Raw genomic sequence first — 14,512 nt, 5'->3', positions numbered from 1 at the left:
GATCCCCTGCAACCTATTCAGGAGCGGCGGCGACAAGAGGACGAAGCTTCACAACCCCACGGTGAGGATGGTCAGATGGCCTCAGCAACGACAATCCGACCAATCCGCCTGCGACTTCGAGCACTGCCACGAGCCGCAGGCGCTTTCTCGTCGCGGCCGCCGCGCTCAGCGGCGGCATCGGCCTGAATCTCCATCTTCCCTCCGCCGCTGCCGCGGTTTCCCGGCGTACCACCACCGACACAGCGGCGACCACCACCGTCTACATCGCCGGCGACTCCACCGCGCAGACGTACCGCTCGGGTTACCACCCCCAGGCGGGCTGGGGGCAGACGCTCCCCGGCTTCTTCACCCGGAACATCACGATCGCCAACCACGCCATCGGGGGGCGCAGTTCGCGGAGCTTCATCGAGCAGGGGCGGCTGGCCGCCATCCACCGGGCGATCCGGCCGGGCGACTACCTGTTCGTACAGTTCGGGCACAACGACGCCACCGTCAGCAACCCGGACCGCTACACCTCACCGGCGGACTACAAGGAGTACCTGCGCAACGACTACATCAGGGCCACCCGCGCACGCGGCGCGACACCCATCGTCGTCACACCCGTCTCGCGCCGCTCCTACAACGCGTCGACCGGCGAATTCAACGTCTCCTTCCCCGCGTACGTGAATGCCGCGCGCGCCGTCGCAGCCGAGGAGAGAGCCCCGTTGGTCGACCTGTCCGAGCTCAGCCGGGTGTTCCTGACGAGGCTCGGCGTGGAGGCGTCCAAGGGCGTCTTCCTGTGGCTGTCTCCGGGGCTGTACCCCAACTTCCCGGACGGGATCCAGGACAACACCCACTTCCAGCTGAAGGGCGCTACCGAGATGTCCCGCCTGGTCGCGCGGGCGGTGGCCGGGCTGGGTTTGCCGCTCTCCGGCGAGGTGACGTCGGCCCGTCACCGTTCATCCCGGTGACCGGGCAGGGGCGGGGCGGGCCGGGCCGGACCCTGGCTGCTCATTCCGCCGTGAGTGCCTGCTGGGCGACCAGCAGGGACCGCGCTCAGCTGTACGGGCCGGCGAATTCCCTCAACGTCGTCTCGTACCGGCCGCCGAAGTCCACCCGCGTGATGTCCCGGAAGCGGAATGTGGTGTCGTCGGCGTGCCATCGTGCGCCAGTGTCGACTTCGCGCAGTCGTACTGACCTGGGCCGCAGCCGCGTCACCGCGCCGATCCAGCAGGCGTCGGGCACCTGCCGTTCCGTGTGCACCGCGATGAGACCGAACTCGCCGCCCACGGTCTTCAGCAGCGCGGTCGACTCGTCCAGGGGAATCGCGGCGGGTACGCGTACCGGCCACTGCCCCCGCCGGCGCGGGGCTCTGATGGTCAGGCAGGTCTCGTCTCCCTGTCGGCGCACCTTGGTGATGTCGGCGGTACGGAGCGCCGACCAGCCGTCGAGCTGGATGTCCGAGCACCGCGCCATCAAGGTCCACTCGGCACTCGCGCCGATGACGAATCCCTCGATCCCCTCCACGCGGGGAATCGACCGGTGGACGCGCACCAGCCTTCCGGTGGTGACGGCCTTGTCGAGCCGGCGCAGGATGCCGTTGGCGACTGCGGTCTCCCGCTCTGTCTTCTTCACTTCGCGCGCCTTCGCCATCCTCGGATGATGCCTGGGCACGATCGGTCCGGTCACCTTGTTTTCCGCCCGGTCCGGGGCAGCGACGGCCGGCTGCCTGTCCTGGGCCGACACCGCCTCCAGGACCCGGGCCAGTCGGTGGCCGCGGCCGCCGATCCCGGATTCATCGCCGCGTCACGGCGTGCGGGCACCGTTGCCGGGCAGCAGGGAGGAGAGCCTGTCGGCAGCCGTACGGCGAGGAGGCGGCCGATGCGGGTGGCAGGAAGCGGGAACGGAGTGGTGGTCTCATGGCGGTCGGTGTCCCCGCAAGCGGTTCGGCGCGCGGTGGCGAACGCGGTGCGTACGCCAGAGCCCTGGTCCGTACGCCGGTCGCCCTGTGGGAGGACGACCTCACCGACTGGGCGGCCGCGTTGACGTACTACGCGGTCCTTGCGGTCTTCCCGGCCCTGCTGGTGATCGTCTTCGCCATCGCGCTGCTCGGCACGGGCTCGCCCGAGGATGTCATCGCGCAGTTCGGCGCCTTCGTACCGCACACGGCCCGCCCGGTGCTCGAACAGGCTCTGGGCAGCCGGCCGCAGGGGGCTTCGGGTCCCTGGCTGCTCGTCGTGCTCACCGGCGGCGCGGCGCTCTGGTCGTCCTGCAGCTATCTGGCCGTGTTCCGGCGCGCGCTGCACGCGATGTACGGCGTGGCGGACTGCCGTCCTGCGTGGCGGACGCTGCCCGCCATCCTGCTCAGGGCGGTGACCGTCCTGGCGCTGCTGGTGAGCGGGGTGCTGACGCTGACCGCCACCGGACGCGTCGCCCGGGCCATCGGCCGGGGGACGGGGACGGACCATCAGGCGGCGCTCATATGGGCGGGCTTGAAGTGGCCGCTGCTGTTCCTGGTGGTCGTCGCCCTGGTTCTGCTGCTCTTCCGGTCCGGGCCGCACGAGGCCCGTGGGCTGCGGCAGACGGTGGCCGGCGGGGCGCTGGCGGTGGTGCTGTGGCTGGTGGCCTCGGCGGGCTTCGCGTTCTACGCCTCGCACATCGCGACGTACAACCGTCTCTACGGTTCCCTGGCGGGCGTGGTCGCTTTTCTCGTCTGGCTGTGGGTGTCCCACGTCGTACTGCTGGGCGGAGCGCGGTTCAACGCCGAACTCTCCCGGAACGGACGGCCGAAGAGGCCCGATCCCTGCTCTCCCCCGGTGTGACGCGCGGTGATGCGGCGTGATGCGGCGTGATGCGGTGTAATGCGCCCCGTCCTCACGGTTCACCCGGCCGCGACTGGCAACACGTGGGGCATGACGACGGGTAGCGGCGCGGCCGCCGGACGGATCAGACCCCTGCTGCTGTTGGCACCCCTGTGGGCACTGATGGTGGGAGCGGGTCTGCTGATCACCGGCCCGGTCGGCACCCGGTGGCCCCTGTCGGAGGAGGGCGAAGTCAACGCCTGGTTCTCCGGGCATCGCACCGGACCGGCCACGGCGGTCTCCGAGTGGCTGACGCTCATCGCCTCCACCGAAAGCGTCATCGGCGTCACCCTTGTCTGCGTCGTCGCGCTGGTCGTACTGCCGCGTGTGCCGCGGTGGCGGGAGGCGGTGTTCCTCGGGGCGTCGGTCGCGGCGCAGTCGGCGCTCTTCCTGGTCATCACCCTGTGCGTGGAGCGGCCGCGCCCCGTCGTTCCCCCTCTCGATCCGGCCCCGCCGACCTCCAGCTTCCCCTCCGGCCATGTGGGAGCGTCGGTCGCGCTCTACGGCGGTCTGGCCACGCTCGCGGTCACCCGGCTGCGCGGCCCCTGGCGGTACGTCGCTGCGGCGGTGCTGCTGGTCGTTCCGCCGGCCGTGGCCGTCTCCCGCCTGTACCGGGGGATGCACCATCCGAGCGACGTGGCGGGCGGCCTGGTCAACGGCGCGTGCATCCTGATCGTCATCGGGTACGCGCTGCTGGCGCCGCGCGAGCGTCCCGCTCCGCCGCCCGCCGGCCGCGCGGGTGGTCCGCTGCCCCTCCCCCGGTCCGCCGGGGGCGCGGGCGGCGGCGTCCGGGGTGCCGGCCGCGTCGTCGTGGTGCGCCATCCTCTGGCGTGCGCGCAGAATTTGGCACAACAGGTACGCGACGTCCTGGTCCGGCACGGCTGCACCGATGTGCGGTGGACATCGACGACGGCCGAACGCCCCTGCGGCGACCTCGCCGCGTACACGGCGGCCGGGCGGGTCGACCTGGTCGTGGTGTGCGGAGGGGACGGCACCGTACGCGCCTGCGCGGACGAGTTGGCCGGCAGCGGCACTGCCTTGGCGGTCGTTCCGTGCGGTACGGGCAATCTGCTCGCGCGCAACCTCGGGTTGCCCGTGAAGCCCGCCGCGGCCCTGGACCGGGCGCTGAGCGGCGACCGCGTGCGTATCGATGTCGGGCGGGTGAGCGGCGACGGTCTCGCACCGACCCGCTTCACCGTCATGGCCGGTGCCGGATTCGACGCGGTGATGGTGCGGGACGCCTCACCACGGCTCAAGGCGTCCTTGGGCTGGCTCGCCTACGTCGTCTCAGCCGTACGTCATCTCGGCGATCCCCCCATGCGGCTGTCGATCGGTCTCGACACGGGCGACGCTGTGCCCCGCCGTGCGCGCATGGTCGTCATCGGCAACGTCGGCGCCCTCCAGGGAGGCGTGCCGCTCCTGCCGGACGCCCGGCCCGACAGCGGACGGCTTGAAGTGGTCCTGCTCAACCCCAGCGGCGCCGTGGGGTGGCTCGCGGCGGCGGCGCACCTGCTGCGCGGCATGATGCCCGGCCGTTCCCGGCGTCCGGCCGGGACAGGGACGAGGGGGATGAGGGGGATGAGGGGGATGACCGGAACGCCGGGGGCGATCGCGGCCGCCGGGCCTGCGCGACGGCTCATGGCACGCGGCGCCCTGGAGTACTTCAGCGCGGTCCGCGTCGACATCCGCTTTGCCGGGCCCCAGGCACGGGAGGTCGACGGCGACTGCGCCGTCGAGGGGACGCGACTGGTCGCGGAGGTGGAACCGGGCGCCCTGCTGGTCCAGTTGCCCCGGAGCCGGCGCCCCACCGCCGCCAACCCGTACCGGAGGACAGCCCCCGCACCCACCGCGACCCCGGAGCCCACAGCACCGGGCCTCCGCCGCGCCCAGTCACCCGCACCCGCTGACAGCGGGCAGGGCGACCGGCACGCCGGCCCTGCGGCGCCCGTACGTCCGGGGCGAGGCACACCGGTCTCGCCCGCGTCGCCCGGCCAAAAGCCCTGACGTCGTCTGAGAGGAGGCGCACCGCGCCATGGCACAACGATCCGGGCGCCGGCGCCTCGCCGGCCCGCGACGGCTCGTCGGCGCGCTGATCTCCCGTCACTGGGGGCCGGACGTCAAGCTCGGCATGCGGCTGACCGGCACCGCCGTCGGCACCGTGGTGGCGGCCGTGCCCGCGGCCCTGGCGCTGGTGTTCGTCGAGGCCCAGTGGGCGCCGTTGCGACGGTTCGACCACGGCGCGGCGGCATCACTGCACCAACAGGCTCTTGAGCACCCGGGCCTGGTACGCGCCCTCCGGTTTCTCACGGATGTCGTGTGGGGGCCGGTGACCATGCGCCTGCTGGTGGCCGTGCTCGTTGTGTGGCTCCTGAGCCGCCGCGCCTGGCGGCTGGCGGCCTGGGCCGCGGTCACGGCGCTGGCAGGTGCCGCGGCCGGTCTGCTGGCCAAGAACACCGTGGAACGTGCCCGCCCGCACCTTCCGGATCCGGTGGCGCACAGCCCCGGCTTCTCGTTCCCCTCCGGGCACGCGATGACGGCGACGACCTCCTGCGCCACTCTGCTGCTGGTCCTGCTTCCGCTGGTGCCCCGACGCCTACGCCCGGTGGCCTGGGCACTGGCGGTCGTCACCGTTGTGGGCGTCAGTGGTACGCGTGTGGCGCTGGGGGTTCACTGGGTCAGTGACGTGATCGGCGGCTGGTTCCTCGGTCTCGCCGTGGTCGCCTCGACAGCCCTCGCCTTCGAGACCTGGCGTTCGGACATCGGGCGTCCGCTCACGACGCCCGCACAGGGCCTGGAACCGGAGATCGCCGACGCGGACCGTCCCGCTTCACACGGTGGGCCAAGCCGGTCGCTGTGACCACGGCAGGGCGGGTCGTGATGTGACCACTTCATGAAGTCCGCCGGGCGGCGCGAGCAGCCCTCGCCTTCAGGTGTGAAACCCGGGCCAAGATTTTTTCCGGAGCCGGCCGCGCACCGCCGACCACCAATTCGCCCGTCAGGAACGAGTGTTACCGGAGGGCAGGAGCCGATCCGATGCCGTCGGAGCCGGACCGCGGTGCCCGGTGTGCGGATTGACGCCCGCGCCATGCGGGGGCGGACCCGGCGACGAGACGGAAGGCACGTGCGGGCCAAAGTGCGTTCCGGCGTGCGTGTCTCATTCGATTTCCGCTTCCGGCTTCGACGCCTGGAGCGCATTACCGACGAATTGAAGAACACTCGCCTCTCAAGTGCAATTCCCCTCTGCCCAATGGCCCGCAGGGCGACACGAAGCCGCATGCCGAGGGCTTGTCAGCCTGCGAAATGCGGCAGAAAATGTTGTCGCGGTGTTGCTTTTCGATCTACACTGCGCCGGCCCTCACTCCCGAAGGGAATTCCTCCGTGAACGTGAAAGCACGAATGACGATCCAGGGCAGCACGCACCTGAGCTGGGCACGCGTGATCCAGGTCATCGTCATCACCATCCTGGTCGTTCTCGCCCTGGTGAACGAAGGGGTCACGCCTCTGATCTGATCACTCACCGACCAGGTAGTTTCATGCTCTTGAGGGGTTGCCCGTTGCCGCGGGCGGCCCCTCACGTCTTTTTGTGCGCGTGTTGAGCATAGCGCTCCACGCACTCCAGGGAAACCCTCGCCCACGCATTAGCGTGAAACCGATCGGTAAGCAGGCCCGGAGCCTCCGGCGTCGGATAATTCGAAGCAAGCTTTCATATACCTCTTTCCGCCGGCCGCTCGTGGGAGCGCGCACACGATCGGCTTCCGCATAATATCCGCGGGCGCTGACACCGAATTTGAACAAAGAGCGGAACCAGGACGCCGGTGGCCCTTCATTCTGAAGAGCCGGGCGCGCCGCGGAGTTCTCAGAGCACCAGCACCCGTCGGAACGAGACGCGGTCGTCGGCCTCGTGACGCGTGACGGTCTCGCCGTCGATCTCCACCCAGGCGTGGAACCGGTACGGGTCGTCGGCACTGCCCAGACACCAGTCGGCCGTGAGCCCGGCGAGCGCGAGCCCGAGCACCGTGCCGAGCGAGTGCTCCAGGCAGGCGGCTCGCCCCGGATACCCGTCCGCGGCCCGGCGGACAACCGCGAGCATCGACTCGGCCTGGCGCATCGTGGCCGGACGCAGGCGCGACCGCGGCCTCTTCAGTACGTCCACGGCGTGCGCGGGAACGCGGAAGGGAAGCCGCAGCAGCAACAGCGCGAGGCACAGGCCGAGCCACCCGGACGCCCTGAGCCACCGGATGCCGTCACCCCGCGGCGCGCGGGCCGCCTGCCTCAACAACCTCTCCTCCCCCACGTCGGGTGTCGCTTCCGCGGCAGGGGTCCGGTCCTTACCGGCGGCCACGAGGCCGCGTTCGACCAGGTCGCCGGCCAGCTTTTCGGCGTCAAGCCGCACATGGTCGTACCGCACGCCGGGAAAGCGGTCGGCGACCGCCTGTACGCCTGTGTCGAAATCACCGGTACGGCGCCACTCCTCCCAGAGTTCGCGTGCGGTGCCGTTCATCGCGTACCACTGCCCGGACCGGGAGTTGAAGAGCACGGTGCCGCCGTGCGGTGCCTCGCCGGCGTGGACGTACTGGGGGATCCGGAACTCGGTCACGAGCTGCCTCCATACTGCGAGTCGCCTGGCCATGACGTGTTCCTCAGCCACAACTCCACGCCGAGGAAGCGGTTCAGGGCGGGGAAGGGGGCACGCAGCCCCATCAGGGCGCGGTCCAGTGAAGCCGCGACCGCGCGCGGGTCGATGACACCGAGGGAGGCCAGGCGGGACGTACCGATGATGTCCCGCAGCGTTCCGGCGGCGAGCCGGGCGCCCTGGTAGTCCTCGTCGGAGTAGTCGCCCTTCGTCCGCCGGGCCAGCACGGGCGCGGGGACGGCGCCCGCCAGTGCCGAGCCGAGCAGCGGTTTGAAGGCCGGTGGACCGCTGCGGCGGTGGGCGGGCAGCAGCAGGCAGGCCCGGACCACGTCGTTGTCGAGGAAGGGGGCCTGTGGCCAGAACCCGTAGGGGGCCGCCGCGCAGGCCAGTTGGCGCTGCGCCGAGGCCGACGTACGCAACTCGTGGAGGGTCGTGCGCAGGTCCGGCGGACCGTCGTCCGTGCGCCGTCCTCGCGCGCGTCGCTCGCAGACTCCCGTACGGGCCAGTTCGGCGAGCTCGCGGCGTGCGGAGGCGGTGAGCCAAGCCGCCTCGGGGCCCGGAAGGACCCACCAGCTCAGCGTGTCCAGCCAGTGCGGGTCGCGCTCCCCCGGTGATTCCAGCCGTTCGGCCGTCCGCCGCAGGGCGGTTGCCAGTGGAGTGCGCGCCAGTTGAGCGGCCCTGCCCGCGACGCGCAGGGGCGAGGTGTGGCGCGCTCGCGCCAGCGCGTGCCCGTCCCGGAGCAGTCTGCGCAGTCCGCCCGGACGCGCGAGAGACGCCAGGTAGGAGGGCGGCGGGCTGAGGAGTGCGTCGCCGCCCTCGCCGCCGAGGTGGAGGTCCGCACCGTGCTGGGCGATGCGTTCGAGGCGGAGCCGGGTACGGGCCGCGCCCACCGCCGCGGGGTTGGGCTCCCCGTCGCATTCCGCGTCGTACAGGCCCTGGTAGGGCAGCGTGTCGGCTGTCGTCCCCGTCACCACTTCCAGGCGGAGCCGTTCGTCGAGACGCGCGTAGCCGCGCGCGTACTCCAGGTCGTCGCAGGCCGTATCCGCCCGGTGATAGGTGAAGACCGGTAACGGGCCCGCCCGGTGGCGCAGCGACAGAAACGCCACAGAAGTGGAATCGAGTCCGCCACTGAAGTCCGCAGTGAGTGTCCGGGCCCGCGCGGCGCGCAGCCCCACCGACTCGTCGAGTGCCGCCCCGAGCGCTTCGGCCGCCGTCGCCGCTGATGCCTCGTTCTGGGCCTGGAGAGTCTCGTACTCCCACTGGACGGCCGCGCCGTCAGCGGTGATCCGCAGGGCATGCCCACCGCCCAGCCGCTCGACACCGGCCACCACGGACCGGCTCTCGGGCAGCAGGGGTACGCCGGGGCAGAAGATGCGCGCGGCCAGGACCTGCGGGTCCGGGCGGCAGCCGCCGCCGGCCGCCGCTGCTACGTCCGTAGCCCGCGAACCGATCCAGGTGCGGCCGGGGCGACGCCGGTAGTACAACGGGTACTGCCCGGCCAGGTCGGAGAAGGCCGTGAGGTCGCCGGGGCGTACGACGATGCAGAGGTAGCTGCCCGCCCACCGGGTCAGGGAGGCGAGCCGGTCCGTGGCGAGGGCCCGCTCGGCGTCCGCCGTGAACTGCCGCTCCCCGGCGAGACACTGCCCGACGGTGATGACAGTGCCGCCCGCGCACCGGAAACTGCGCAGTTCCCCTTCCCGCCAGTGACCGGTCACGTCCGTGAGGGGACCTGATGAGCCGGTGAGGAGCGGAAAGCAGCCCGTGAAGTCCGGGTGGAGCCGCCTGCCGGTGCTGTGATCGGGTGCGGTCACGTCCCTCACCAGTAGTAATGGGAGTTGGCGTCGGCGGTGCCACTGCTGGAGCTTCCGAGAGTCACCTCCCGTACATGACCGAGATCGACCACGACCGGAGGGGCGTAAGAGTCGTCGCGGTCGAGATCCGCCGCGGCGAGTGGTTGCGGTTGCTGAGCACCAGTATCGGAAACAGAGGGCCGGAGCCGGGCCGCCGACCGTTGGGCGTATTTTCTCAGCAAGGTCATATATCCACCTGATGTTGACGCAAAAGGCGCATGCAATTGCATGAACGAACACGTTCGGCCAGAGTCTGCTATTCGACTTTAGCCGCAAACCGGGTTTCCGAACCCCTGGCGTGCGGCCACCATGGCAGGCGTGAGCGGCCGTTGTCCACGTGCGACGACAGGTGCCCGTCCGGCGGAGGACCGCATCGCGGTGACTCGTGTTCTTTCCCGGCAACGCACCTGGTTGCCAATTCGCAGAGCCGGAAGCCGACTGTGCGGGCGCGGAGTTCAGCTCGTCAATGTGCGCCGCACGAGACGGGCGCCGAGCTTCGATCGCGGCTCACTCCTTGTCGACGTCCGTCCTCCGCAAGGACGTCAGACCGAGCACCAGTGCCCCTTGCGCCTCGGACAGTGGATTCATCGAACTCAGTTTGAGGGCGAATTCGCTGTGGGGACCCACCGCACCCCGCAGCCCGAAGCGCACCAGGGACTCCCGGCAGGGCTCCAGGACCAGATTCTGCGCGGCGGCGAGCTGCCCGCCGAGGACGATCAGGTCCGGGTTCAAGAGGTTGCAGACCAGCGCGAGAGCCTGCCCGAGCACGCGTCCGGCGTCCCGCACCACCCGCTCGCACACCGCGTCACCCGACTGTGCCCGTTCGATCAGGGAGGCGAGGGAGTACGGCACGTCGGCCACGCTCCCGGCCAGCGCCTCGCGGGCCTGACGGACGAGCGCGTCGGCACCGATGATCGTCTCCAGGCAGCCACGCCCGCCGCAGCGGCAGACCATGCCGTCCGGATCGAGCACGAGATGGCCGATCTCACCGGCCATTCCGTGCCCGCGAATGGGGTTGCTGCTGATGACGAGGCCGGCGCCGATGCCGGTGGAGCCCTTGACGTAGACGACGATCTCGCAGTGGCCGTCCGTGCCGTACGTCTGCTCCGCCAGCGCACCGAGGTTGGCGTCGTTGTCGAGCGCACCGTGGACGCGCAGCCACTTCCCCAGGTCGTCCGACGGAGCGTCTCCTTCGCTCCACGGGGGCAGCACGGGCGTACGGAACGTGCCGGTCCGGGGGTCGACCATCCTCGGGACCGCGACACCGAGGGACACGACGTCCTCCAGTTCGCGGCCGGTCTTGGCGACCGCCTCCCGAACGGCCTGCTTCAGGGAGGGCATGATCTCGCCCAGCCCCCGGTTCGCACCGCTGCCCACGTGCTCCCAGTGCGTCTCGGTGACGGGACGGTCGACCCGCCGGGCCACGACGGTCGCCTGGTTGAAGCCGAGGTGGACGCCGACCGCGACATTGCGCGTCGGGGCGAGGCAGACTCTCGTCCCGCGCCCGGGCTCCGAGACGAAGACCCTGGCCGCCTGTAACTCCCGGACGATGTTCGAAACGGTGGACTGAGCGAGTCCGGTGCGCCGGGCCAGATCAGCCTGACTGTCGCTCTTGATCATGACGGAGAGGAGGACGTGCTTCGAGTTGATCGCTTTGGTGCCCCGGGCCGCGCTCAGGCGATCACGTAACTGAAGCATCGGACCCCCCGCAATTCACCGATTCAGTCTTCCGACATTAGCATGGTGATCTTCAAATTGAACGAGGGGTGTTTACAAATGAATAGGAGTCAATAATTCCGTCTCGGCTGTGCTTCTTCCTTGTCCGGGCGTTCGAACTGGGTGCGGTGCAACTCCTCGTAGCGGCCACCCGCCGCCAGCAGCTCGGTGTGCGTCCCGCGTTCGACGACCCGGCCTTCCTCGACGACCAGGATCAGGTCGGCGGCCCGTACGGTCGACAGGCGGTGGGCGATCACCACGGCGGTACGTCCCTCGAGCGCCTCGGCCAGTGCCTCCTGCACGGCTGCCTCCGACGTGGAGTCGAGGTGCGCGGTCGCCTCGTCGAGGATGACGACGCGCTGGCGCGCCAGCAGCAGGCGGGCGATGGTCAGGCGCTGCCGCTCGCCGCCGGAGAGCCGGTAGCCGCGTTCCCCCACGACGGTGTCCAGGCCGTCGGGCAGTGAGGCCACGAGACCCTCCAGGCGGGAGCGGCGCAGGGCGTCCCAGATATCGTCGTCGGTGGCGTCGGGCCTGGCGAGGAGCAGGTTGGCGCGTACGGACTCGTGGAAGAGGTGCCCGTCCTGGGTGACCATGCCGAGGGTCTCGCGGATCGAGTCGGCGGCCAGGTCCCGTACGTCGACGCCGTTGAGCCGTACGGACCCTGAGTCGGCGTCGTACAGTCGCGGCAGGAGCTGCGCGATCGTGGACTTGCCGGCGCCGGAGGAACCGACGAGGGCGACCATGTGGCCGGGTTCGGCGCGGAACGAGACGTCGTGCAGGACCTGGGTGCCGCCACGCGAGTCGAGGGCCGCCACATCCTCCAGGGAGGCGAGGGAGACCTTGTCCGCGGACGGGTAGCCGAAGGAAACCCGGTCGAACTCCACGGACACCGGCCCGTCCGGTACCCGCCGGGCGTCCGGCTTCTCGGCGATCAGCGGGCGCAGGTCGAGGATTTCGAAGACGCGCTCGAAGCTCACGAGGGCGCTCATCACCTCGACCCGTGCGCCGGCGAGTGCGGTGAGCGGGGCGTAGAGCCGGGTGAGGAGCAGGGCGAGAGCGACGACGGCTCCGGGGTCGAGGCTGCCGCGCAGGGCGTAGAAGCCGCCGAGTCCGTAGACCAGGGCCAGCGCCAGTGCGGACACCAGGGTGAGCGCGGTGATGAAGGTGGACTGCGCCATGGCGGTACGGATGCCGATGTCGCGCACTCTGCGTGCGCGGGCGGCGAATTCGGCGGACTCGTCGGCCGGGCGGCCGAAGAGCTTGACGAGGGTCGCGCCGGGGGCGGAGAAGCGTTCGGTCATCTGGGTGCCCATGGCGGCGTTGTGGTGGGCGGCCTCGCGCTGGAGCGTCGCCATGCGCGTGCCCATCCGGCGGGCGGGCACGACGAACACCGGCAGCAGGACGAGGGCGAGCAGGGTGATCTGCCACGAGATGCTGAGCATGACGGCGAGCGTCAGCAGCAGGGTGACGAGGTTGGACACGACGCCGGAGAGCGTGTTGCTGAAGGCGCGCTGGGCACCGATGACGTCGTTGTTGAGGCGGCTGACGAGCGCACCGGTCCGGGTGCGGGTGAAGAAGGCGACCGGCATCCGCTGGACGTGATCGAAGACCGCCGTGCGGAGGTCGAGGATCAGCCCCTCCCCGAGGGTGGCCGACAGTCGGCGGGTCAGCAGCCCCAGCCCCGCTTCGGCGACGGCGATGACCGCGATGAGCAGGGCGAGCCAGGTGACCGTTCCCTCTTCGCGTCCCCGGACGATCGCGTCGACGACACGTCCGGCGAGCACCGGCGTGGCCACCGCGAGGAGGGCGGTCACCACACTGAGCAGCAGGAAGCGGTACAGCTGCCGGTGGTGCGGCCGGGCGAACCGGGCGATGCGGAGCAGGGTGGTCCGGGAGACGGGCCTGCGGTCCTGACTGGCGTTGATGGCGTTGTGCATCGATGTCCAAGCGGTGACTTCCATGTCCATGGGCGTGACGCTAAGACCTCAATCCGACTTGAGGTCAACCTGCCCTGACTGACGGCTCTAGTACTTGGGCCGTGGCGGGTCGTCAGCTCGAATGTGCGCACGCGGTGAGAACAACACCCACCTCATGCGTATCAAGAGGCGGACGCGTCCCCCGGCTGCCCATCGGCAACCGGCTCCGTACCCCTACAGGAGGCGGCGAGTTGAGTCACAGGCGAATAACCAAGCGAAGGGCCGTTCTGGCGGGAGCGGGGGCGGTCGGCATTGCCGCGGCCGCCGTCCTGCTTCCGCAGGCCTACGCCGGGCAGGACGGGGCCAGGTCCGACGCGCCGGCCCCCCGGCAGATGAGCGCGGCCTCCGCGGCGGAGCTGCTCCAGCAGCTCGGCAAGCAGCTCGGTGAGTCCTACGGCGGCGCGTACTACGACGCCGGCAAGCAGCAGCTCGTCGTGAATGTCGTAGGCGACAACAACGAGATCGACGTACGGGTCAAGAAGGCCGGCGCGGTACCGAGGAGCGTCGACAACAGCGCGAGCGAGCTGAGCGCGGCCAAGAGCACACTGTCCCGCAAGGCCACCGTTGCGGGCACGTCGTGGGCCATCGACCCGAGAAACAACCAGGTCCTCGTCACGGCCGACCGCACCGTCACCGGTGAACGGTGGGACAGGCTCGAAGCGGCGGTGAAGGACCTCGGCCCCGGTATGGCCCGGATCCAGAAGTCCGGGGGCGAGTTCAAGACGTTCCTCGAAGGCGGCGACGCCATCTTCGGCGGCGGCGCGCGCTGCTCACTCGGCTTCAACGTGACCACGCAGGACGGCAGTCCGGGCTTCCTGACCGCCGGACACTGCGGTGTGGCGGCCGAGCAGTGGTCGGAGGCAGCCGGCGGCGGGCCGATCGGCACCGTTCAGGAAGCGGTGTTCCCCGGCGCGGGCGACTTCGCGCTCGTGACGTACGACGACCCCGCCACCGAGGCTCCGAGCGAGGTCGACACCGGCGACGGGCGGACGGTGGCGATCGCCCGGGCCGCCGGCGCCGCGGTGGGCCAGGACGTCATCCGGATGGGCAGTACGACGGGGCTCAGCGACGGCCAGGTCACCGGCCTCGACGCCACGGTGAACTACCCGGAGGGCACGGTGACGGGCCTGATCCAGACCAACGTGTGCGCCGAGCCCGGCGACAGCGGCGGCGCGCTCTTCACAGCCGACGGCAGCGCGATCGGGCTCACGTCGGGCGGCAGCGGGGACTGTACGGCGGGAGGCGAGACGTTCTTCCAGCCGGTCACCACGGCGCTCGAGGCGGTCGGCGCCCGGATCGGTGACGGCGCGGGCGGCGCGGGCGGCGGTGCCGGCAGTGCCGGTGCCGAGGACGGCGGCGCGGAGGCGAACGCCGGGGTGGAGGGTGGCGCGAACGGCGCCGACGGACCCGACGAGGTCGGGGGCGACGAGTTCGGGGGCGACGACGCACAGGGCGATGCGGTCGGGGGCGACGACGGCGCCCTGCACAACTGAGGCG

The 14,512-nt window shown here is 70.8% G+C and carries 12 protein-coding genes; 6 read left to right on the top strand and 6 right to left on the bottom strand.

Annotation, left to right across the window (positions count from 1 at the left end; all coding sequences use genetic code 11):
* The first annotated feature begins 176 nt into the window (after positions 1 to 176).
* Positions 177 to 950, top strand: coding sequence for an SGNH/GDSL hydrolase family protein (locus tag G412_RS34525; RefSeq protein ID WP_078606975.1), 774 nt, complete (start codon positions 177 to 179; stop codon positions 948 to 950).
* A gap of 85 nt (positions 951 to 1,035) precedes the next feature.
* On the opposite strand, the gene G412_RS37175 is transcribed toward G412_RS34525, so the two are convergent.
* On the bottom strand, positions 1,036 to 1,632 hold the full coding sequence (locus tag G412_RS37175) for a hypothetical protein (protein ID WP_157839097.1): 597 nt from the start codon (positions 1,630 to 1,632) through the stop codon (positions 1,036 to 1,038).
* A 266-nt stretch (positions 1,633 to 1,898) separates the two neighbouring features.
* Here G412_RS37175 and G412_RS34515 point away from each other — a divergent pair, with 266 nt between their 5' ends.
* The 4 genes from G412_RS34515 to G412_RS41420 all read left to right on the top strand — a co-directional run bounded on the left by G412_RS34515 (position 1,899) and on the right by G412_RS41420 (position 6,350).
* Complete coding sequence (locus G412_RS34515) at positions 1,899 to 2,801, top strand: YihY/virulence factor BrkB family protein (protein ID WP_051338352.1); 903 nt, start codon at positions 1,899 to 1,901, stop codon at positions 2,799 to 2,801.
* A 90-nt stretch (positions 2,802 to 2,891) separates the two neighbouring features.
* Positions 2,892 to 4,844, top strand: coding sequence for a bifunctional phosphatase PAP2/diacylglycerol kinase family protein (locus G412_RS34510; RefSeq protein WP_244282975.1), 1,953 nt, complete (start codon positions 2,892 to 2,894; stop codon positions 4,842 to 4,844).
* Between the two features lie 124 nt (positions 4,845 to 4,968).
* Positions 4,969 to 5,697 (top strand): phosphatase PAP2 family protein, encoded by a 729-nt coding sequence (locus tag G412_RS0114890; protein ID WP_051338367.1) that lies wholly within the window; start codon positions 4,969 to 4,971, stop codon positions 5,695 to 5,697.
* 521 nt (positions 5,698 to 6,218) lie between these two features.
* Positions 6,219 to 6,350 (top strand): hypothetical protein, encoded by a 132-nt coding sequence (locus tag G412_RS41420; protein WP_279626776.1) that lies wholly within the window; start codon positions 6,219 to 6,221, stop codon positions 6,348 to 6,350.
* Between the two features lie 346 nt (positions 6,351 to 6,696).
* Here the strand turns inward: G412_RS41420 and G412_RS0114880 are convergent, their stop codons facing one another.
* The 5 genes from G412_RS0114880 to G412_RS0114865 form a co-directional block, all read right to left on the bottom strand.
* Positions 6,697 to 7,437: a lasso peptide biosynthesis B2 protein gene (locus G412_RS0114880; RefSeq protein ID WP_028812787.1), complete on the bottom strand. Its 741-nt coding sequence runs from the start codon at positions 7,435 to 7,437 to the stop codon at positions 6,697 to 6,699.
* Positions 7,434 to 9,284: an albusnodin/ikarugamycin family macrolactam cyclase gene (locus G412_RS0114875; protein WP_028812786.1), complete on the bottom strand. Its 1,851-nt coding sequence runs from the start codon at positions 9,282 to 9,284 to the stop codon at positions 7,434 to 7,436. Before G412_RS0114875 ends, G412_RS0114880 begins: the two co-directional genes overlap by 4 nt.
* 5 nt (positions 9,285 to 9,289) lie before the next feature.
* Positions 9,290 to 9,511 (bottom strand): lasso RiPP family leader peptide-containing protein, encoded by a 222-nt coding sequence (locus G412_RS41755; protein WP_106964091.1) that lies wholly within the window; start codon positions 9,509 to 9,511, stop codon positions 9,290 to 9,292.
* Between the two features lie 319 nt (positions 9,512 to 9,830).
* On the bottom strand, positions 9,831 to 11,021 hold the full coding sequence (locus G412_RS0114870; protein WP_028812785.1) for an ROK family transcriptional regulator: 1,191 nt from the start codon (positions 11,019 to 11,021) through the stop codon (positions 9,831 to 9,833).
* Positions 11,022 to 11,110: 89 nt separating this feature from the next.
* Positions 11,111 to 13,006, bottom strand: coding sequence for an ABC transporter ATP-binding protein (locus G412_RS0114865; RefSeq protein WP_028812784.1), 1,896 nt, complete (start codon positions 13,004 to 13,006; stop codon positions 11,111 to 11,113).
* Between the two features lie 200 nt (positions 13,007 to 13,206).
* Between G412_RS0114865 and G412_RS0114860 the strand changes: the two genes are divergently transcribed.
* On the top strand, positions 13,207 to 14,508 hold the full coding sequence (locus tag G412_RS0114860; RefSeq protein WP_028812783.1) for a S1 family peptidase: 1,302 nt from the start codon (positions 13,207 to 13,209) through the stop codon (positions 14,506 to 14,508).
* Positions 14,509 to 14,512 lie beyond the last annotated feature (4 nt).

The organism is Streptomyces flavidovirens DSM 40150, assembly GCF_000429085.1.
Lineage (GTDB): Bacteria > Actinomycetota > Actinomycetes > Streptomycetales > Streptomycetaceae > Streptomyces > Streptomyces flavidovirens.
Note: the sequence above shows the minus strand (reverse complement) of the source record. Positions and strands in the feature narration are given on the sequence as shown.

Excerpts from the sequence above, each read along its gene's own strand:
- G412_RS34510 (WP_244282975.1), top strand. The coding sequence starts at position 2,892 with ATGACGACGGGTAGCGGCGCGGCCGCCGGACGGATCAGACCCCTGCTG.
- G412_RS41755 (WP_106964091.1), bottom strand. The coding sequence starts at position 9,511 with ATGACCTTGCTGAGAAAATACGCCCAACGGTCGGCGGCCCGGCTCCGG.
- G412_RS34515 (WP_051338352.1), top strand. The coding sequence starts at position 1,899 with ATGGCGGTCGGTGTCCCCGCAAGCGGTTCGGCGCGCGGTGGCGAACGC.
- G412_RS0114890 (WP_051338367.1), top strand. The coding sequence starts at position 4,969 with ATGCGGCTGACCGGCACCGCCGTCGGCACCGTGGTGGCGGCCGTGCCC.
- G412_RS37175 (WP_157839097.1), bottom strand. The coding sequence starts at position 1,632 with ATGGCGAAGGCGCGCGAAGTGAAGAAGACAGAGCGGGAGACCGCAGTC.
- G412_RS0114870 (WP_028812785.1), bottom strand. The coding sequence starts at position 11,021 with ATGCTTCAGTTACGTGATCGCCTGAGCGCGGCCCGGGGCACCAAAGCG.
- G412_RS0114865 (WP_028812784.1), bottom strand. The coding sequence starts at position 13,006 with ATGGACATGGAAGTCACCGCTTGGACATCGATGCACAACGCCATCAAC.